Source organism: Mycobacterium sp. NGS66, assembly GCF_059812225.1.
The window spans coordinates 127,412-147,196 of the sequence record NZ_JCALCG010000007.1 but is presented as its reverse complement, the minus strand read 5'-3'; the positions used below and the strand labels follow the sequence as shown (position 1 = coordinate 147,196).

The 19,785-nt window shown below is 64.5% G+C and carries 18 protein-coding genes and 1 pseudogene; 12 read left to right on the top strand and 7 right to left on the bottom strand.

The window, feature by feature from the left end; all coding sequences use genetic code 11:
• Window positions 1–15: 15 nt before the first annotated feature.
• Window positions 16–1,008: a Zn-ribbon domain-containing OB-fold protein gene (locus AC5Y2L_RS15400; RefSeq protein ID WP_499935248.1), complete on the bottom strand. Its 993-nt coding sequence runs from the start codon at window positions 1,006–1,008 to the stop codon at window positions 16–18.
• Between the two features lie 70 nt (window positions 1,009–1,078).
• Between AC5Y2L_RS15400 and AC5Y2L_RS15395 the strand changes: the two genes are divergently transcribed.
• The 3 genes from AC5Y2L_RS15395 (at window position 1,079) to AC5Y2L_RS15385 (ending at window position 4,121) form a co-directional block, all read left to right on the top strand.
• A complete protein-coding gene (locus AC5Y2L_RS15395; protein WP_499935246.1) occupies window positions 1,079–2,110 on the top strand; it encodes an LLM class F420-dependent oxidoreductase in 1,032 nt (343 codons plus the stop codon).
• Window positions 2,111–2,205: 95 nt separating this feature from the next.
• The gene (locus tag AC5Y2L_RS15390) at window positions 2,206–2,922 is read left to right on the top strand and encodes an acetoacetate decarboxylase family protein (protein ID WP_499935245.1); all 717 of its coding nucleotides are present in this window, start codon (window positions 2,206–2,208) and stop codon (window positions 2,920–2,922) included.
• 8 nt (window positions 2,923–2,930) lie between these two features.
• Window positions 2,931–4,121, top strand: a complete 1,191-nt coding sequence (locus tag AC5Y2L_RS15385; RefSeq protein ID WP_499935456.1) for a cytochrome P450 — start codon at window positions 2,931–2,933, stop codon at window positions 4,119–4,121.
• A gap of 56 nt (window positions 4,122–4,177) precedes the next feature.
• Here the strand turns inward: AC5Y2L_RS15385 and AC5Y2L_RS15380 are convergent, their stop codons facing one another.
• On the bottom strand, window positions 4,178–5,017 hold the full coding sequence (locus AC5Y2L_RS15380; RefSeq protein ID WP_499935244.1) for a type IV toxin-antitoxin system AbiEi family antitoxin: 840 nt from the start codon (window positions 5,015–5,017) through the stop codon (window positions 4,178–4,180).
• A 102-nt stretch (window positions 5,018–5,119) separates the two neighbouring features.
• Window positions 5,120–5,920, bottom strand: a complete 801-nt coding sequence (locus tag AC5Y2L_RS15375; protein ID WP_499935243.1) for a crotonase/enoyl-CoA hydratase family protein — start codon at window positions 5,918–5,920, stop codon at window positions 5,120–5,122.
• 63 nt (window positions 5,921–5,983) lie between these two features.
• Between AC5Y2L_RS15375 and AC5Y2L_RS15370 the strand changes: the two genes are divergently transcribed.
• The 7 genes and pseudogenes from AC5Y2L_RS15370 (at window position 5,984) to AC5Y2L_RS15340 (ending at window position 13,869) form a co-directional block, all read left to right on the top strand.
• Window positions 5,984–7,630: an acyl-CoA synthetase gene (locus AC5Y2L_RS15370; RefSeq protein WP_499935241.1), complete on the top strand. Its 1,647-nt coding sequence runs from the start codon at window positions 5,984–5,986 to the stop codon at window positions 7,628–7,630.
• Between the two features lie 107 nt (window positions 7,631–7,737).
• Window positions 7,738–8,571 (top strand): amidohydrolase family protein, encoded by an 834-nt coding sequence (locus AC5Y2L_RS15365; protein ID WP_499935240.1) that lies wholly within the window; start codon window positions 7,738–7,740, stop codon window positions 8,569–8,571.
• Window positions 8,568–10,112 (top strand): acetolactate synthase large subunit, encoded by a 1,545-nt coding sequence (locus tag AC5Y2L_RS15360; RefSeq protein WP_499935239.1) that lies wholly within the window; start codon window positions 8,568–8,570, stop codon window positions 10,110–10,112. Before AC5Y2L_RS15365 ends, AC5Y2L_RS15360 begins: the two co-directional genes overlap by 4 nt.
• A 440-nt stretch (window positions 10,113–10,552) precedes the next feature.
• Window positions 10,553–10,705 carry a hypothetical protein gene (locus tag AC5Y2L_RS15355; RefSeq protein ID WP_499935237.1) on the top strand — a complete coding sequence of 51 codons (153 nt, stop codon included), beginning with the start codon at window positions 10,553–10,555 and terminating at the stop codon, window positions 10,703–10,705.
• A 2-nt stretch (window positions 10,706–10,707) separates the two neighbouring features.
• On the top strand, window positions 10,708–10,947 hold the full coding sequence (locus AC5Y2L_RS15350) for a hypothetical protein (protein WP_499935236.1): 240 nt from the start codon (window positions 10,708–10,710) through the stop codon (window positions 10,945–10,947).
• Window positions 10,944–12,392 carry a hypothetical protein gene (locus AC5Y2L_RS15345; RefSeq protein WP_499935235.1) on the top strand — a complete coding sequence of 483 codons (1,449 nt, stop codon included), beginning with the start codon at window positions 10,944–10,946 and terminating at the stop codon, window positions 12,390–12,392. Before AC5Y2L_RS15350 ends, AC5Y2L_RS15345 begins: the two co-directional genes overlap by 4 nt.
• Before the next feature lie 294 nt (window positions 12,393–12,686).
• Window positions 12,687–13,869, top strand: a pseudogene (locus tag AC5Y2L_RS15340) (BTAD domain-containing putative transcriptional regulator).
• A 9-nt stretch (window positions 13,870–13,878) separates the two neighbouring features.
• Here the strand turns inward: AC5Y2L_RS15340 and AC5Y2L_RS15335 are convergent.
• The 4 genes from AC5Y2L_RS15335 to AC5Y2L_RS15320 are packed head-to-tail and all read right to left on the bottom strand — an operon-like array spanning window position 13,879 to window position 18,384.
• Window positions 13,879–14,583, bottom strand: coding sequence for a hypothetical protein (locus AC5Y2L_RS15335; RefSeq protein WP_499935234.1), 705 nt, complete (start codon window positions 14,581–14,583; stop codon window positions 13,879–13,881).
• Window positions 14,556–16,037 (bottom strand): long-chain-fatty-acid--CoA ligase FadD17, encoded by a 1,482-nt coding sequence (gene fadD17, locus AC5Y2L_RS15330; RefSeq protein WP_499935454.1) that lies wholly within the window; start codon window positions 16,035–16,037, stop codon window positions 14,556–14,558. Before fadD17 ends, AC5Y2L_RS15335 begins: the two co-directional genes overlap by 28 nt.
• A gap of 40 nt (window positions 16,038–16,077) precedes the next feature.
• Window positions 16,078–17,175, bottom strand: a complete 1,098-nt coding sequence (locus AC5Y2L_RS15325) for an acyl-CoA dehydrogenase family protein (protein WP_499935232.1) — start codon at window positions 17,173–17,175, stop codon at window positions 16,078–16,080.
• Window positions 17,176–17,202: 27 nt separating this feature from the next.
• A complete protein-coding gene (locus tag AC5Y2L_RS15320) occupies window positions 17,203–18,384 on the bottom strand; it encodes an acyl-CoA dehydrogenase (protein WP_499935231.1) in 1,182 nt (393 codons plus the stop codon).
• A gap of 226 nt (window positions 18,385–18,610) precedes the next feature.
• On the opposite strand from AC5Y2L_RS15320, the gene AC5Y2L_RS15315 reads away from it, so the two are divergent.
• Window positions 18,611–18,802: a ferredoxin gene (locus tag AC5Y2L_RS15315; RefSeq protein WP_499935230.1), complete on the top strand. Its 192-nt coding sequence runs from the start codon at window positions 18,611–18,613 to the stop codon at window positions 18,800–18,802.
• A 44-nt stretch (window positions 18,803–18,846) separates the two neighbouring features.
• Window positions 18,847–19,764, top strand: coding sequence for a 3-oxoacyl-ACP reductase (locus AC5Y2L_RS15310; RefSeq protein ID WP_499935228.1), 918 nt, complete (start codon window positions 18,847–18,849; stop codon window positions 19,762–19,764).
• The last annotated feature ends 21 nt before the right edge of the window (window positions 19,765–19,785 follow it).

Genomic DNA, 19,785 nt, shown 5'->3' with positions numbered 1-19,785 from the left:
TGCAGATTAAGCCCTTTACAGGTGGTGCTTGTAGGTGTCGTAGTCGGCGTCCGGCTCACCGCTCGGCCGGAAATACTCGATGTTGTCGATCCCGTATCCCCACTCCTCGCGCGGCTTCCACACCGCTTCGACGCGCATCCCCATCCGTACCTCATTCGCGTCGACGTCGGCGACCAGATGCAGGAACGGGATGTCGGCGCCGTCGAGCAACACATAGGCGGCGACGTAGGGCGGTTTGATGCGCTGGCCCTGGAACGGGATGTTGATGATCGCGAAGGTCGTCACCGTCCCCTTGTCGGGCAGTTCGACGAAGTCGGTGGTCGGCAGCCCGGTGGCGGGGTCGGCACCGTGCGGGGGGAAGTAGACCTTCCCGTGTTCGCCGGTCTTGGCGCCCAGGAGTCTGCCTTGGGCAATCGCCCGCAGGTATGCGCTCTCCTCGTGGGAGGCGGTGTGCTGGATCGTCATCTCGATCGGCGTGATGATCATCGTCACCGGATCCTGATCGCTCGCCGATTCCGCGACGGGCTCTGCCTCGTCGCCCAGCTTGAAGTATGCGATGTCGGTGATCGCGCCGACGGTCTCGTCGGCCCAGCGCACATGGACCCGGCTGCCGGTGCGGATCGCGCCGGGTTCGCCGGCGTCGACGGCGTGCATCAGCAGCGTGTCGGCGCCGTCCAGCTTGATCAGCGCCCAAGCGAACGGGCGGTCCAGCGGTTGGCCCGCCAGCGGCTCCGGCTGCCAGGTCCACGAGGCGACGGTGCCGACACTGGCCACCGGTACCATTTCGCCCAGCGGTTCATAGGTGACCGGGTCGTATTCGGCCGGTGGCACATGCACCCGGCCATCTGACCCGCGTACCCCCAGGATGTGCCGGTCGCGCAACGCGGTGAAGAACTTACCGAGCGTGGGTCCGACTGAACGGGTGTAGTCGAAGGACAACGTAAGTGGCGCGGAGAGGGGCGGCTCATGGTGATCCATCAGGGTCGGGCCGCTCGAACTGGCTGTCACGCCTTCGAGTAGAACAGGTTCTAAGAATCGTTTCAACTTGCTCTTTTCATAGGGCCCTGGGAGGCAACCGATGAAGCTCGGACTGCAATTGGGTTATTGGGGTGCTCAACCGCCGGACAACGCCGCCGAGCTCGTCGCTGCCGCTGAGGACGCCGGATTCGACGCCGTCTTCACCGCCGAGGCGTGGGGCTCGGACGCCTACACCCCGCTGGCCTGGTGGGGTTCGTCGACCCAGCGACTGCGGCTGGGCACGTCGGTGGTCCAGCTGTCCGCGCGCACCCCGACGGGCTGTGCGATGGCCGCGCTCACGCTCGATCACCTCAGCGGGGGCCGGCACATCCTCGGGCTCGGCGTATCCGGCCCGCAGGTCGTGGAAGGCTGGTACGGCCAACGGTTTCCCAAGCCGCTGGCCCGTACGCGTGAATACATCGGCATCGTGCGCCAGGTGTGGGCCCGGGAAGCGCCGGTGACCAGCGACGGACCGCACTATCCGCTGCCGCTGACGGGTCCCGGGACGACCGGTCTGGGCAAGGCGTTGAAGCCCATCACCCACCCGCTGCGCGCCGACATCCCGATCATGCTGGGCGCCGAAGGGCCCAAGAACGTCGCGCTGGCTGCCGAGATCTGCGATGGCTGGCTGCCCATCTTCTACTCGCCGCGCATGGCCGACACCTACAACGAATGGCTTGACGAGGGCTTCGCCCGTCCGGGCGCGCGACGCACCCGGGAAGACTTCGAGATCTGCGCCACCGCGCAGATCGTCGTCACCGAGGACCGTTCGGCGGCGTTCGAAGGGATCAAGCCATATCTGGCGCTCTACATGGGCGGCATGGGGGCCGAGGACACCAACTTCCACGCCGACGTATATCGCCGGATGGGCTACGCCGAAGTGGTCGACGAGGTCACCAAGCTGTTCCGGTCCAACCGCAAGGACGAGGCCGCCAAGATCATCCCCGATGAGCTGGTCGACGACGCCATGATCGTCGGCGACCTGGACTACGTGCGTAAGCAGATCGTGGCTTGGGAGGCGGCCGGCGTCACCATGATGGTGGTGGCCGCGCGCAACGCCGAGCAGGTCCGCGACCTTGCCGCGCTGACGTAGGAGTTCTTGCCAGGCCATTAGAACGCGTTCTAGTGTGGCGATCGCAAGCGCGGCCTCGCCGGGCGCAGCGGGTCGCCACGAGGATAGGAGACCGGATGACAGCCTCGCAGCACACCATCGCGGGCACGGTACTCACGATGCCGGTACAGATCCGCAAGGCCACCCAGCGCACGACGATATATTCCGTCGACGCCGACGCCGCCCAGCAAATGATCGATTACAGCGGTCTGAAGGTCGCCCAGTATCGGCCGGGCCGTGCGGCCGTGGCACTGATACTCGCGCACTTCATTGACGGTGACCTCGGCGAATACTACGAATTCAGCACCAGTGTGATGGTCAGCCCGCCCGGGTCCACCGTGACCGGATTTCGCGCACTGCAGTCGGCTTTCATCCACCACATGGTGGTGAACCAGGCCTTCACATTGGAAGCGGGCCGCACGATCTGGGGCTTCCCGAAAGTGATGGGCGACTTCAGCATTCGTGACGACCGCCGGTTCGGCTTCGACCTGAGCATCGACGGGCAACTGGTTGCCGACCTGGAATATCGTCGCGGCCTGCCGGTTCCGTCGGCATTGACGTACCGCAAGCAGGCTTTGCGTTCGTATTCGTGCCACGACGGCATCACGCGCGAGACTCACTTCGAAATGTCCACGGTCGGTTCACGTTACCGGCCCGGCGGTGTGTTGCTTCGACTCGGTAACCACCCCTATGCGAAAGAGCTTGCGGCGCTTGGCTTACCCAAGCGCGCGATGCTCTCGACTTCCGCCCAGAACGTCGAAATGTCCTTTGGCGATGCGCAGGAGATCTCATGACCTCGACTTTGGAGACCAGGCCAGACGTCGACCTGACCGACGGCGCTTTCTATGCCGGCGACTCCCGGCCCGTCTACCGCTGGATGCGGGAGCATGAGCCGGTCTTCCGGGACCGCAACGGGCTGGCCGCCGCGTCGACCTATCAGTCCGTCATCGACGCGGAGCGCAACCCCGAGCTGTTCTCCAACGCGGGCGGCATCCGGCCCGACCAAGACGGCGTCGAGATGATGATCGAGATGGACGATCCGCAACATCTGTTGCGGCGCAAGCTGGTCAACTCCGGCTTCACCCGCAAGCGCGTGAAAGACCAGGAGTCCAAGATCGTTTCATTGTGCGACACGCTGATCGACGCGGTGTGCGAGCGCGGGGAGTGTGACTTCGTTTGGGACCTTGCCGCGCCCCTGCCAATGGCGGTGATCGGCGACATGCTGGGCGTACGTCCTGAGGAACGCAAGATGTTCCTGAAGTGGTCCGACGATCTGGTCAGTTTTCTGAGCAGCACTGCGGCCCAAGAGGATTTCCAGGTCACCATGGATGCCTTCGCCGCCTACAGCGAATACATGATGGGGATGATCGCGGCCCGCAAGGAGGAACCTACCGACGATCTGGTCAGCGTCCTGGTGCATGCGGAGGTCGAAGGATCGCGCCTCGAAGACCACCAGATCGTCACCGAGGTGCTGCTGTTGTTGATCGGCGGCGACGAGACCACCCGTCACACGCTGTCCGGTGGCACGAGGCAGCTGTTGTTGCATCCCGATCAACATCAACGCCTGGTGAACGACCTGGGAATGCTGCCCAACGCCATTGAAGAGATGCTGCGCTGGACCGCGCCGGTGAAGAACATGGCCCGCACGGTCACCGCAGACACCGAGTTCCACGGGACGCAGCTGCATCAGGGCGAGAAGATGATCCTGCTGTTCGAGTCGGCAAACTTCGACGAGAAGGTGTTCGAGAACCCGGAGAGCTTCGACATCGAGCGCTACCCGAACAACCACCTCGCGTTCGGCTTCGGGACACACTTCTGCCTGGGCAACCAGCTGGCCCGGCTGGAGTTGTCGATCATGCAGTCGCGGCTGCTGCAGCGGCTACCCGATATGCGGCTGGCCTCGGATGCCGAACTGCCGCTACGTCCGGCGAACTTCGTCTCCGGCCTGGAGAAAATGCCGGTAACGTTCACGCCCCGCGCGCCGCTGGGCTAGGCCCCGCGCCGAGCGTGTTCTCACGCCGAGAAATCCGCGAAAATGTGTGCGTGAGTTCACGTTCGGCGTGTCCATGCGGCTGCCAGTCGTGCCAAAATGCCGCCCGGCATGTGTTGAGCCGTGACTCGGATGGTGAGCCAACCCAGTTCGGGTAGCGCCTCATACCGTTCGATGTCCTTTCCGAATGCTCGGGGGTCATTGCGATGATGGTCTCCCTCGTATTCGAGGGCGATTTTGAGGTTCTCCCAACCCATGTCGACAACCGCGACGAGCTCTCCGTATGCGCCGTAAACCGGTATCTGGGTCTGCGGCGGTGGATAACCGGCCTCGATGACCAGCAGTCGCAGCCAGGTTTCGCGTGGTGACTCCGCGCCCGCATCGACGAGGGTCAGCGCGCGTCTTGCCCGTCTGATATTGCGGTGTCCCTTGTGGCGTTCGGCAAGCAGTTCAACATCGGCAGTCTTGAGCCTGGTAGCACGGGCCAAGGCATCAATAGCCGCGACCGCTTTGCCGAGAGGATAGCGACAGGCGAGATCGAACGCGGTGCGCTCCGGTGTAGTTACGGGCACGTCGCCGATCAGTTGAATCTCGTCGTCAGCGATGGTGTCCGACCAGGTGCGAATGCCGGGCGGCGGGCGGCGGTGTCCGTAGACAAGTTGTGCGGGTTGTGCAGCATCCACCCATTTGGCGCCGTGCATTGCCGCTGCGGATTGTCCCGCTACGATCGCGCGCCTTCTCGACCACAGCCATGCGGCATAAGCGCGCTGTACGGCGGTGAGGTTGGTGCCAGTCGGGATGTAGACGTCGGGATGGATCGCTTCGTGATGCCTTCGCAGCTTGTGACGGGTCAATGCACCCGTAGCGAGCGCTTCACTGCCGATGAATGGTCCGTCCACGACACAGCAGTCTGTCGTGGCGCACCGACACCTGCGCCGAATGTGCTCTGAGGGTTGAAAAGTGGCCCGGAAACCGCCCTGTGAGCACGCTCGGCGAGAAGACTAGCGCATCTTGAACTGAGGCTTGCGCTTCTCCTTGAACGCCAGCGGCCCTTCCTTGGCGTCGTCGGAGAGGAACACCTCGATGCCGATCTTGGTATCGATCTTGAACGCGTCGTTCTCGTGCAGGCCCTCGGTGTCGTGGATGGTCCGCAGGATAGCCTGCACGGCGAGCGGTCCGTTGTTGTTGATCACCTCGGCGATCTCGAGGGCCGTCGTCAGCGCCTGCCCATCGGGGACGACATAGCCGATAAGACCAATCTCTTTCGCCTCGGCGGCGGTGATGTGGCGTCCGGTCAGCAGCAGATCGCATGCAACGGTGTACGGAATCTGACGCACCAACCGCACTGCCGACCCGCCCATCGGGTACAGGCTCCACTTGGCTTCGGAGATGCCGAACTTGGCGCTCTCGCCGGCAATGCGGATGTCGGTGCCCTGCAGTATCTCGGTGCCGCCCGCGATGGCGGGACCTTCGACCGCGGCGATCAGCGGTTTGGTCAGACGCCGGCCCTTGAGGAGAGCGTCGATGCGCGACGGGTCGTAGCTGCCGTCCTTGAACGAGTCGCCGGGCGGCCTGGCGGTCGCCGCCTTGAGGTCCATCCCGGCACAGAAGTAGCCGCCCGCCCCGGTCAAGATGCACGACCGAATCTCCGGATCGCTGTCGACCCGGTCCCAAGCTGCCACCATGATCGAGAGCATCTCGGTGGAAAGCGCGTTGCGTGCCTCGGGCCGGTTCAGCGTCAAGATCAACGTGTGTCCGCGCTGCTCAATGAGGGCGTCGGGACCCTTTTCCGACTCGCTCACAGGTATCCGCCTTCCCGCGTCGATGTCACGAACTTGTCAAGAAATGTAACACGTTCTAATTTGGTGGCCGTGGCCCTGAACATTGCCGACCTCGCAGAGCACGCCATCGACGCTGTGCCCGACCGTGTAGCCCTCATCTGCGGCGACGAGAAGCTGACCTACGCCCAACTGGAGGAGAAGGCCAATCGGCTCGCGCACTACCTGATGGACCAGGGCGTGCAAAAGGACGACAAGGTGGGGCTTTACTGCCGCAACCGCAACGAGATCGTCATCGCGATGCTGGGCATCGTCAAGGCCGGCGCCATTCTGGTCAACGTCAACTACCGCTACGTCGAGGGCGAACTGCGCTATCTGTTCGACAACTCCGACATGGTCGCCCTGGTTCACGAGCGGCAGTACTCGGACCGGGTAGCCAACGTGCTGCCCGATACCCCGAACGTGAAGACGGTCCTGGTCGTCGAGGACGGTTCGGACAAGGACTATCAGCGCTACGGCGGCGTCGAGTTCTACGACGCGCTCGCCCAGGGCTCACCCGAGCGGGACTTCGGCGAACGCAGCGCCGACGCGATCTACCTGCTCTACACCGGCGGCACCACCGGCTTCCCGAAGGGCGTGATGTGGCGCCACGAGGACATCTATCGCGTGCTGTTCGGTGGAACCGACTTTGCGACGGGCGAATTCGTCAAGGACGAGTACGACCTGGCGAAGCAAGCCGCCGCTAATCCGCCGATGATTCGTTACCCCATCCCGCCGATGATCCACGGCGCCACCCAGTCGGCCACCTGGATGTCAATCTTCTCCGGCCAAACCACTGTGTTGGCACCGGAATTCAACGCCGACGAGGTATGGCGCACGATTCACGAGCACAAGGTGAATCTGCTGTTCTTCACCGGTGACGCGATGGCCCGCCCGCTCCTAGATGCGCTGCAGAAGGAGAACGACTACGACCTGTCGTCGTTGTTCTTGCTCGCCAGCACCGCGGCGCTGTTCTCACCGAGCATCAAGGAGAAGCTGCTCGAGCTGCTGCCGAACCGGGTCATCACCGACTCGATCGGCTCCTCGGAGACGGGCTTTGGGGGAACCAGCATTGTCGCCAAGGACGCCCCGCACAGTGGCGGTCCGCGGGTGACCATCGATCACCGCACCGTCGTGCTGGACGAGGACGGCAACGAGGTGAAGCCGGGCTCGGGGGTGCGTGGCTTCATCGCCAAGAAAGGCAACATCCCCGTCGGCTATTACAAGGACGAGAAGAAGACGGCCGAGACGTTCCGCACCATCAACGGAGTCCGCTACGCGATCCCGGGTGACTACGCGCAAGTCGAGGAAGACGGCACCGTGACCATGCTCGGGCGCGGGTCGGTGTCGATCAACAGCGGTGGCGAAAAGATCTACCCCGAAGAGGTCGAGGCCGCGTTGAAGGGCCATCCCGACGTTTTCGACGCCCTGGTTGTCGGGGTGCCCGACCCCCGGTACGGCCAACATGTGGCGGCTGTGGTGCACGCTCGCCCGGGACGCCGGCCGACGCTGGCCGAGCTTGACAGCTTCGTGCGCTCGGAGATCGCGGGATACAAGGTGCCGCGCAGTCTTTGGCTGGTCGACGAGGTGAAGCGGTCGCCGGCGGGCAAGCCGGACTACCGGTGGGCCAAGGAACAGACCGAGGCTCGCCCTGCCGACGAGGTGCATGCGGCTCACGTCGCAACCGGCGCCTGACTCCCGCCGCTTCGCGGCGCGCATCGTCGGCGGGCTAAGCCCGATTGCCCGCCTCCTCGCCCGCCGCTTCGCGGCGCGCATCGTCGGCGGGCTAATGTCGACTCGCGATGACGATCGACGTGTGGATGCAGCACCCGACTCTGCGGTTCTTGCGCAGCGACATGCTGGCGTCGCTGCGGCGCTGGACCGGTGGCGCGATGCCGGAATCCGACATCCCGATTGAGGCGACCATCGCGTCGATGGACAGCGCCGGCGTCGATTTCGGCCTGCTCAGCGCCTGGCGCGGTCCGGGCGGCCAGGACCTGGTCTCCAACGACGAGGTCGCCGAATGGATCCGGTTGCACCCCAACAGGTTCGGCGGTTTGGCGACCGTCGACCTCGATCAGCCGATGGCGGCGATCCGCGAGCTGCGGCGCCGGGTTGATGACGGCTTCGTCGGCTTGCGGGTGGTGCCCTGGCTGTGGAACGCGCCGCCCACCGACCGGCGCTACTATCCGCTGTTCGCCGAATGCGTGCAGCTGGGTGTCCCATTCTGCACCCAGGTCGGACACACCGGGCCGTTGCGGCCGTCGGAAACCGGACGCCCGATTCCCTACATCGACCAGGTCGCCCTCGACTTCCCGGAGCTGGTCATCGTGTGCGGTCACGTCGGCTACCCGTGGACCGAGGAGATGGTCGCCGTGGCCCGCAAACACGAGAACGTATACATCGACACGTCCGCCTACACCGTGCGGCGGATCCCGGAGGAACTGGTTCGATTCATGAAAACCGGTACCGGGCAACGCAAAGTCTTGTTCGGCACCAACTACCCGATGATCGCCCACGCGCACGCACTCGTCGGCCTCGATGAACTAGGGCTGTCCGACGAGGCGCGCCGCGACTTTCTGCGCGGCAACGCAGAGCGGGTCTTCGGGCTGGCAACCCAGGAGGTGGACAGGTGAACGGCGCCCAGGCTCTGATCAACACGCTGGTCGACGGCGGCGTCGACGTGTGCTTCGCCAACCCCGGTACCTCCGAGATGCACTTCGTTGCGGCGCTGGACACCGTCCCACGGATGCGCGGCGTGTTGGCCCTTTTCGAGGGGGTGGCCACTGGGGCGGCCGACGGCTACGCGCGAATCGCGGACCGGCCCGCGGCGGTGCTGCTGCATCTCGGCCCGGGGCTCGGCAACGGCCTGGCCAATCTGCACAATGCCCGACGCGCTCGGGTGCCGATGGTCGTCGTCGTCGGTGATCACGCCACCTACCACAAGAAGTACGACGCCCCACTGGAATCCGACATCGACGCGCTCGCCGGCACCGTGTCGGGCTGGGTGCGCCGCAGCGCCGACGTCGGGGACGTCGCCGTTGACGCGGCCGAAGCGATCGCGGCCAGCCGGGCAGGCTCGCAGATCTCGACGCTGATCCTGCCGGCCGACACATCGTGGTCCGACGGCGGCGAAACCGCCTCGGTGCCAATGCCTTCCGCGGATTCACCGGTGAACGTGGGACCGGTGGCCGAAGTGCTGCGGTCGGGTGAGCCCACGATGCTGCTGATCGGAGGGGACGCCACCCGCGCGCCCGGGTTGGCCGCTGCCGCGCGGATCGCCGAGGCGACCGGGGCCCGCTTGTTGTGCGAGACCTTCCCGACGCGGCTGGAACGCGGCGCCGGTGTTCCCGCGGTCGACAGGTTGGCCTACTTTGCCGAAGCCGCGGCGGAGCAGCTGAACGGTGCGAAGCATTTGGTGCTCGCCGGAGCCAAATCGCCGGTGTCCTTCTTCGCTTACCCGGGCATGCCCAGCGACCTGGTACCGGCCGGCTGCGAGGTACATGTGCTTGCCGAATACCGGGGTGCCGCCGACGCCTTGGCCGCATTGGCCGACGAGGTGGCGCCCGGGACGGTCGCGCCGGTGGCACCCGCGTCACGCCCGCAGTTGCCCACCGGCGCCCTGACCTCGGCGTCTGTGGCCGACGTGGTCGGCGCGCTGCTGCCCGAACGGACCATCGTCGTCGACGAGTCGAACACATCGGGGTTGCTGCTTCCCGCGGCCACCGCCGGGGCCCCGGCGCACGACTGGCTGACGCTGACCGGCGGAGCGATCGGCTACGGCATCCCCACCGCCGTCGGCGCCGCGGTGGCCGCCCCTGACCGTCCGGTGCTGTGCCTGGAATCCGACGGGTCGGCGATGTACACGATTTCGGGCCTGTGGAGCCAGGCGCGGGAAAACCTCAACGTGACGACGGTCATCTACGACAACAGCGCCTACGACATCCTGCGTATCGAGCTGCAACGCGTCGGTGCCGGCTCGACTCCAGGTCCCAAGGCGCTGGATCTACTCGACTTGTCAAGGCCCGCCATGGATTTCGTCAAGATCGCCGAAGGCATGGGCGTCCCGGCTCGGCGGGTGAGCACTGCCGAGGAGTTCGCCGATGCACTGCGCGCCGGTTTCGACGAGCCCGGGCCACACTTGATCGACGCGGTTGTGCCGTCACTGATCGGATAGTTCCCGGACGGCTGTCGACGAGCGAGCCCGTTCGTCAACTGATTGCTGCCCACCACCTGGGCTGGCTTAACGCTAAGTTCCGGCGCGCTTGCTAAGCGTGCTCGACAGCTGAACTAGCGATCCAAGAATTTTGCAAGTCCTCCCCCGGAGCCTACGTATGCGGCACCGCACGGGCCGTCAGCAGCCCGACAGTCTCCGACCAAGAGAGGACAAGTAATGACGAAGACATTCGTCACAACAATGGCCGGCCACCGCCTGGCCGCTGCAGATGTCCGGGGTGACGTCGATTCCCAAAAATTACCGCAGTCCGGACCCCGAATCACAAAGCAGCAGCGCATAAGAGAGGCGACGACTTATGGGGCGCTTCGAACCTACATGCGCATTCTGAAAGCCATTGGCGATATCAGCGAGCTAGCCGCAACTAGGTGGGGAAAAGTTCGATGAGTTCGTTGCGAGAGCGCTTTTACACCGGTATCGGAGTGGTCGGCGTGGGCGCCATGCTCGCGGCAGCACTGGGTGGTGCGGTCGCCGATCGACTGCTGCACCCCGTCGACACCTGCCGTGACATGCGCGAACACCGGGCATCGCAATGAGTATGCCGAGCATTGACCTCTATTTACGTCATATTCGCGAGGGTGGTGCCAAGATTGTCGAATTTTTGGTCGCACATCCCGACGTAGACCCGCATTTCATCGAAGATATGACAGCCCAACAGGAGGCTGCGCTGAGGCGACATATCTCGGACCTGACCGTCACGCAAGAAATTGAACGGCAAGAGCTGAACATTCCCGCTCACAACCCACGCAAATACCCCGTAGATAGGAGGACAAAATGAATAGCGTAATTCGCCATTCAGGCAAGAGATCGACCCAAGAACAAGACGCGGTGACGGCCTTCCTCAAGGCTTCCGGCGGGCCCTGGACCGCACTGCCCGAGTACGCACACTTTTCGCGGGCAGATCTATCGAAGAAGCTCGAACAAGTGCGCGATGCGGTGCTGGGTGAAACCAGCGCGGCGCCGGCAGCAGTCGAAGCGGCGTACGAGCAGAGTCAGTATTTCGTCGATAGCTCGTTTGACTTCTACGAGCAGAAGAAGGACCTCGGGCGAAGGATTGAACGCGCGTTCGTGGTCCCGATGCGCTCGACTCGCTTCGATCACAACGACCTGGAGCTCGGCAGCGGATACGCGAGCGAGTCGACGCCTTTCTTTCCCTTGCTGGATCCGGTCCGCTTCGGGGTGTCGTCCGAAATTCGCATGCGGACCATGTACGGCGTTCCCCCTGCCATACTTGACACCTATTTGCGCAGTAGCGACGAGAATGAAGCCGGCGCCCTCGTACTGGCACCGCTTTATGCCGACATGCCGCACGACATTTGGCCGGATCCAGCCGATAGCGGTCAGGCCATGCAACTTGCCCGCATTGTCGACCACGTCCTCCATAAGACCGCCGAGTTCGTTCACCATCGGTTGGGCGCAAAATTTGTGGGCCTGGGCGCGACTCTTCCTTTATTGACCAAATTCGGCAATAAGTTTCGGCAAGCGCCAGGCATGCACAACCTGACAACTACCACCGGTCACGGCGGCACCGTGTACATGCTTGCCAAGACAATGCTTGAAGTGATGGAGCGATCCAGCGTCGACTCGGGCGGAACGATCGGTGTTATCGGTGCGGCCGGTTCCATCGGTTGGTCTAGCGTTCTCGCGCTCAAGAACATGCTTCCCGACCACAAGATCGACGTGTTCGACAAGCGCGTTCACCGGATGGAATCGATATTGAGCGCGAATGCGGGTCTTGATGGGCTGCAACGTAGAGAAAGCGCTGCGGATGTGTTCAAGAACAATAACTATGTCGTGTGCGCGATTACCGGCACGCTGGATCTAGACGCGCCCGATTTCGCGGACATCGACTTCTCCAATATCAAGGTGGTCGATGACAGCCAGCCCGGAGCGATCGACCGCGTGCAGCTAGAAAAGCGCAATGGCCAGGTGTTCTGGGTGGCCGGCAAGGATGCCAGTGCGACTAGCTTCATGACGCGAGACGGCTACTACACCTACGGAGCACCCTACAATTACGGCGACAACTCCGGCCTTTACGGAAAGGCGACTGAATTCGCATGCGGCCTGGAGGCGGCGACCATCGCAGCTCGGGGTGACAAACGGAACGCGATCAGTAAGCCTGTCGAATACAACGATGTACAGGTGGTCGGAAAGCTCTTTGAGGAATACGGCGTAGAGGTTGCGGATCTTCAGTCGTTCGGGAGGCCGGTAGACATTCGGTAAGCCGATCGCCGGTTGCGTGAACTGCGTTGTACAGCAGAGTATTTCACATCAGCCACACCAGTCCCTGCAAGGCTCGACCACTGAATCTGCAAGTTGCTATCGCCGGTGATATCGAACTGCGGACCGCAACATGGCCTGCTTTCTTGGTACCCAAGTGGCAGTTGTGACCAAGTCGGTATTCCGTCGGAAAGGCTCATCGGCGGAGCCGAGCCGTGGCCGCCGAAGCAAAGGCCTCTACGAGTGCGCGGTCCGATTTCCTGCGGCCGCGCCGCAGTAGCGGTGACAATAGGGCGGATGGTGGCGTCGGGTATCGGGTTCGGTGTGCTGGGGGCCGCTGCAGATGAGCGTCGACGGCAAGCTGGTGTCGTTGGGCGGACGTAAGCAGCGGGCCGTGTTGGCCATGCTCGTGGTCAATCGGAACCGCCCGGTAGCCATCGACAGATTGATCGACGCCGTCTGGGGCGAGTGGCCTCCGCCGGGAGCGCGCGCCAGCCTGCACGCGTACGTGTCAAAGCTGCGCCGGCTGTTCGGCAGCGCCGCGACCGACTCGGGCACGGCGCTGGCCAGCGCGCCACCGGGATACCGGCTCACCGTCGCCGAGCGTGCTTGCGACAGCGGCCGGTTCCTCAGCGAGAAGGTCGCCGGAGTGCGGGCCGCTTCCACCGGACGATTCGAGGAGGCCGGTCGCCACCTATCGGCGGCACTGGCCGAATGGCGCGGCCCGGTACTTGAAGATTTGAGTGACTTTGAGTTTGTCCAGACGGTCGCCAACCCGTTGGTCGAAGAGAAGGTGCTTGCCCACACGGCTCGCGCGGAAGCCGAAATCGCTTGTGGGCGAGGGAATGCCGTGATCGGTGAGTTGGAGTCGCTCATCGAGGAGCACCCGTATCGAGAGCCGCTGTGGGCACAGCTGATCAGCGCTTACTATCTCGCCGAGCGGCAATCGGACGCGCTGGAGGCCTACCGGCGGTTGAACGCCAAACTGTCCGATGACCTGGGCATCGACCCGGACCCGTCGATCCGGGCGCTGCACGAGCGGATCCTGCGTCAGGAGCCGCTGGATGCGAAGAAAAGGGCGAGGCGCAGCGCGGTGCGAACTCTGGTCAGGATGGACCGGCAGACCGCCGAAAAGGCTGAGTCGCCGGTGGCTCAGTTGCGCGATGCCGCCGGGCGGGCATATCCGTTGCGCGGCTTGGTCACTCGGATCGGTCGCCATGCGAACAACGACATCGTGTTGGACACGCCCGAAGTCAGCCGTTATCACGCTGCGATTACGAATACGGGCACCAGCTTCGTAATTACGGATTTGCGCTCGGCGAATGGAGTCATGGTGCAAGATCAGTGGATTCGCGGCGGCGTGATTCTCGCCGACGGCGATCACATCCACATCTGCGACCACCTGTTCACCTTCGAGATTCCCAACGCGGCCAGTGACGCCTGGCCCGACAGGCGCTCGCAGCGCCCCGTACATCGGTAATTGCGGCGGCTATGTAGATTGGCGTACGAGTTCCGGAAGGTTGTCGATCAGCCAATCGCTCAGCCGGTTGACGACGTCCACACCGGCTTTGAAACTTCGCGCCTCGGCGGCAAGGGCAATTCCGACGCCTCCGGATTGTGTTGGAAGCAGCCCGAATTGACGCACCAGATAGCGACGTGCTGAGGAGCCGGGTCCCCAACCGCCTTTGGCCGGAATGCCTCTGGCGGCAAGCCCCCAGCACTGCTTGGCAGCGATACGACGCATCAAATCGATCACGACGGCAGCCCCCGAAACCCCGGGTAGTTGCGCGGCGAAGCGCGCCTGCCGGTCAAGCGACCACTGTGTTTGGCCGAACGCGGTGAAGCCAGGGCGAACTCGTTGCGACTCGACGACGGTGGCGCTGTCGCCGGATTCCTCGATGACGGCTTGCACCCGGCGCGCTGCCTGCACTGGTTCACCGAGCTCAGCCCACAATCGCTCCGCGGCAGCGTTGTCGGATTCGGTAATCGCCTTGACTGCCAGATTCCTTAGCGCAGGATCACTGCGCAGTGCCGCAATCGCCAACGGTACCTTGATGGTCGACCAGGCAACGCCGGACGTCCACTCCCCAAGCGCATAGACCTCGCAAGGCGCAGCAACGGCGACACCGACCCGTGCCGGCACGCTGGCCGCAAGCTCGTCGAAATTCACGATCCTGGCGGGCGAATCGGCCAAACCGGATCGCCGCAGTCGACGCCTTCGGCTGATAACTGTCGCTTGAGTACCTTGAAGGTCGCGGTGCGCGGCAACGCCGAACTGATCCGCACATAGGACGGCCACTGCTTGGGCCCCAAATCGGGTTGCTCGGCCAGGAAGGCCCGAAACTTCTGGGCATCGAATTCGGTACCGGCAGCCAGCACCAACGCGGCCATCACCTGGTCGCCGACCACCGAATCGGGCACCGGATAAACCGCGACCTCGATCGCACCGGGATACCTCAGCAGGACCCGCTCGATGGGCGCCGCGCCCAGGTTCTCGCCGTCGACCCGCATCCAATCACCAAGTCGCCCAGCAAAATACGCGTAACCGGCCTCGTCGCGGTAAGCGAGATCACCGCTGTGGTAGACGCCGCCGGCCATCCGCTCGGCCGAGGCGGCCTCGTCGTTGTAATAGCCCTCGAAACGGCCTGCCCCAGCTGTGTTCACCAGCTCGCCGACGATTCCCGGCGGACAGGACCGGCCGGTCTCGGGGTCGACGATGTCCAGGTCGTCAGACAGCGGACCCAGCGAGCCAGGCGGAGTGTCGGGCGTCCGAGCGATCGCCACCCCGCCTTCGGTCGAGCCAAACCCATCCTGGACGACGCACCCGAATCTGCGAGCAAAGCTTTCGATGTCGCCGGGCACGCCCTCGTTGCCGTACACCGCCCGTAACGGGTTGTCGGCGTCGTCGGGACGCTCGGGCGTGGCAAGCACGTACGACAACGGCTTACCGACGTAGTTGGCGTACGTGGCGCCGTAGCGCCGCACGTCGGGCAAAAAGTTCGAAGCAGAGAACTTGCGCCGCAACGCCATTGAGCCCCGGCACGCCACGGCCACCGACCAGCCGACCAGCACCGCGTTGGAATGGAACAGCGGCATCGAGACATAGCAGACGTCGTCGCGGCCCAACTCGAACCGCTGGGTCATCGTCACCCCGGCGATCGCCACCTTGCCGTGACTGCACATCACCGCCTTCGGTTCGCCACTGGTGCCAGAGGTGAAGATCAACATAAACAGGTCCGCTGGGGTCGCGGACTGGAAACGCACCTCGGCATCACGATGCGCGGCCAGCTCCTGCGCCCATTCGACGGAGTCGACGTTGACATGATCGATATCGCCCAGTGTCGCCGCCGAATTCGAGTCGGCCAGCACCAATTGGCAGTCAGCCCGGCCTATATCGCGAGCCAGCGCATCCCCGCGGCGCACCGGGTTGAGCCCTACCGGCACGATCCCGGACAGCCCTGCCGCCACCAGCATTGCCGAGAAGAACGGCGTGTTCTCCAACAGCACACCGACGTGCGGCGGCCGGTCAGGGTCGAGGCGAGCGCGCAATGCCGCCGCGATCGCGGCGCCATGCCGGAGGTGATCACGCCAGCTGGTGAACGAGTCCTCGAAATAGACACCGCGGTCGTCGATTTCGGCCAGCGGCATTAGCAACGAAGTGACCGTGAGGTCAGCCGAAGCAGCCGGGCTAAGCAGGGGTTTCCGCCAATTCACGACCGATCCGGCGCAGCTGCCCGGTCGCACCCCCGAGCGCGAACTCGGTCTCCTTGGCGGCCAGGAAGTACCGGTGCACCGGGTGATCGGTGTCGACGCCGACGCCGCCGTGCACGTGCACGATCGTGTGTGCGACCCGATGCCCGGCGTCGGCGGCCCAAAACGCCGCCGACGCGACGTCGATCTCGGCGGGAATGTCCTCGGCCACCTTCCACGCGGCCTGGGTGAGCGTCAACCGCAGCCCCTTGACGTCGATGTAGCCGTCGGCCAGCCGCTGACCCACCGCTTGGAAGCTCCCGATCGGGCGGTCGAATTGCTCACGGGTCCGGGCATATTCGGCCGTCATCTGCAATCCGCGCTCGAGAACGCCGAGCTGGAACGCGCTGCGACCCAGGGTGGAAATCGTGCGCAGCCAGTTCACGACTTCGCTTCCGCCCACCACCCGGTCCGCGGCAACCGACACGCCGTCCAGGGCCAGGTGCCCGACGCAGCCCAGGCCAGTGGTCTGCAGGGCGGTCACCGAAACTCCCGGATCACCCGAAGCCACCACGAAAACACTTGTACCGGAATCGGTTTCGGCCGGAACCAGAAAGGCGTCCGCCACCGGCCCGTAACCGACCAGAGTCCGGGTACCGGTCAGTCGGAAGTCGTCACCGGCGGGCGCTGCCCGCACCGGGCCCTCACCCATCTCGCCGTCGAGAGCCACCGTCAGGATCTTCTCGCCGCTGACCGCGGGCACACCCCAACTCTGCTGCAACTCCTCGGAGCCGAACCGGGCCAACGCGCCCGCACCCAGCACCACCGACTCGAGATATGGCACCGCTGCCAGCTGATGGCCCAGCGCAACCAGCACAGCCGTCTGCTCGAGCACCCCGAAGCCGTCGCCCCCAAGCGACGACGGGGCGGCACTGGTCAAGATGTCGCTCTCGACGAGCTTGCCCCACAGCTCGCGGTCGAACCGTTGCTCGAGGGCGTCCAGGTCGCGTTGATGCGCCGGCGTGCACACCGCGTCCACGATGGTGTCGACCAGACCACCGAGGTCGGTTGCGGCTTCGGTCGTGGTGAAATCCATGAAAATCCCGTCCTAAGGGCCTAAGGGTCAGCGGTTGGCTCGGGGCAGACCCAACGCGACCATGCCGATGATGTCGCGCTGCACTTCGTTGGTGCCGCCGCCGAAAGTCAGGATCAGGCAGGCCCGGTGCATCCGCTCCACCCGGCCGCGCAATACCGCGCCGGGCGAGTCCTGACGCAAGGTGGCGGCGGTACCGAGCACTTCCATCAGCAGCCGGTAGGCCTCGGTGGCCAATTCGGTACCGAAGACCTTGGCGGCGGATGCGTCCGCCGGTGACGGGGACGCTTCCTGCGACGACGCCAGCTCCCAGTTGATCAGCTTGAGCACCTCGGCCTTGGCGTGCACCCGGGCCAGGTTCAGCTGCACCCATTCGGAGTCGATGAGCCGGGCACCGCTGGCATCCTTGGTGTGCTGCGCCCATTCGCGTACCTCGCGCAGGCACAAGAAGATCGGCGCCGGTGAGACCAGCGCGACGCGCTCGTGGTTGAGCTGGTTGGTCACCAGCTTCCAGCCGCCGTTCTCCTCGCCGACCAGGTTGGTCACCGGCACCCGCACATCGGAGTAATAGGTGGCGCTGGTGTCGGGACCGGCCATGGTGTGCACCGGCGTCCAGGAGAACCCCTCGGCGGTCGTCGGAACGATCAGCACCGAAATGCCGCGGTGCTTCTTGGCCTCTGGGTTGGTGCGCACCGCCAGCCACACATAGTCCGCGTAAGCGATCAGGCTGGTCCACATCTTCTGGCCGTTGACCACATACTCGTCGCCGTCGCGGACCGCGGTGGTGCGCAGGTTGGCCAGATCGGTACCGGCGCCGGGCTCCGAGTAGCCGATCGAGAAGTGCAGCTCGCCGGCCGCGATCTTGGGCAGGAAGAACTTCTTCTGCTCGTCGGTTCCGTACGCCATGATGGTCGGCGCCACGCTATTGATCGTCAGGAACGGCACCGGCGCACCGGCGATCGCGGCCTCATCGGTGAAGATCAGCGAGTCCATCGGGGAGCGGTCCTGGCCGCCGTACTCCTTGGGCCAGTTCAGGGTGAGCCACCCGTCTTTGCCCATCTGCGCGACGGTCTCTCGGTAGACATTGCCGACGCCGTATTCGCCCTGCACCGAGCTGAGCGCTTCCCGGCGCTCCGGTGTCATCAGCGTGGTGAAGTACGACCGCAGCTCGCGACGCAGCTCCTCCTGTTCAGGGGTATAACTGATGCGCATTCCAGCCGTCCTTCGGTTGAGCGTTGGTATTCATCTCGCTGGCATCGATCGGGCGCCTCGAACTGACCGACGGCTACCCATTCGTCTTCCCGGTTGTAACACGTTCTAGTCTGGGAATCCAGCGACCGTTTCGTCAGACGTACCAGGGTCTTATGGTGGAGCTACTCAGAAGCCACCAAGTGACGGGCTCCCGACGGGGCGGGTGGCCAGGTTCAAGGAGGATGTTGTGCGGGTGATAGTGGACCGTGACCGGTGCGAAGGTAACGCGGTGTGCCTGGGAATCGCGCCGGATATCTTCGACCTGGACGACGAGGACTACGCCGTCGTCAAGACCGATCCGATTCCGCCCGACCAGGAGCAACTGGCCGAACAGGCGATCGCCGAATGCCCGCGCGCTGCTCTATTGCGCGGCGACTAGTCCGAGCCCGCCCGGGCTGACCCCCGAAACTAGAGGTATTCATATTGAGTAGCAGCACGAACGCGACCGATCTATCCGGAAAGGTCGCGGTGGTTACCGGCGCGGCCGCGGGCCTCGGCCGTGCCGAGGCGCTCGGTTTGGCACGGCGGGGCGCCACCGTCGTCGTCAACGACCTGGCCGCCGCGCTGGATGCCTCCGACGTCGTGGACGAGATCAGCGCGGCAGGCAGCAAGGCTCTCGCCGTTGCCGGCGACATCAGCCAACGTGCGACGGCCGACGAACTCATCTCCGCCGCCGACGGGCTGGGCGGACTGGACATCGTGGTCAACAACGCCGGCATCACCCGGGACCGGATGCTGTTCAACATGTCCGACGAGGAATGGGATCTCGTCATCGCCGTGCACCTGCGCGGGCACTTCCTGCTCACCCGCAACGCCGCCACGTATTGGCGTAGCAAAGCCAAAGAAGCCAAGGACGGCCTTATATATGGACGCCTGATCAACACCTCGTCCGAGGCGGGCCTGGTAGGGCCGGTGGGGCAGGCCAACTATGGCGCTGCCAAAGCGGGCATCATCGCGCTCACCTTGTCGGCCTCGCGGGCCCTGAGCCGGTACGGGGTGTGCGCCAATGCGATCTGTCCGCGGGCACGCACGGCGATGACCGCCGACGTCTTCGGCGCGGCACCTGACATCCCACCGGACCAGGTCGACCCGTTGTCCCCACAGCACGTGGTGACGCTGGTGCAATTCCTGGCGTCCCCGGCCGCCGCGGAAGTCAACGGTCAGGTGTTCATCGTCTACGGACCACGCGTCACGCTGGTGTCTGCGCCGAGCGTGGAGCGCCAGTTCAGTGCCGACGGTTCGGCCTGGGAGCCCGAACAGCTCAGCGCCACCTTGCATGACTACTTTGCCGGCCGGGATCCGGACCTGAACTTTTCGGCAACCGGGCTGATGGGTGAGTGAGCGTGGGAGGGTCCTGGCGAC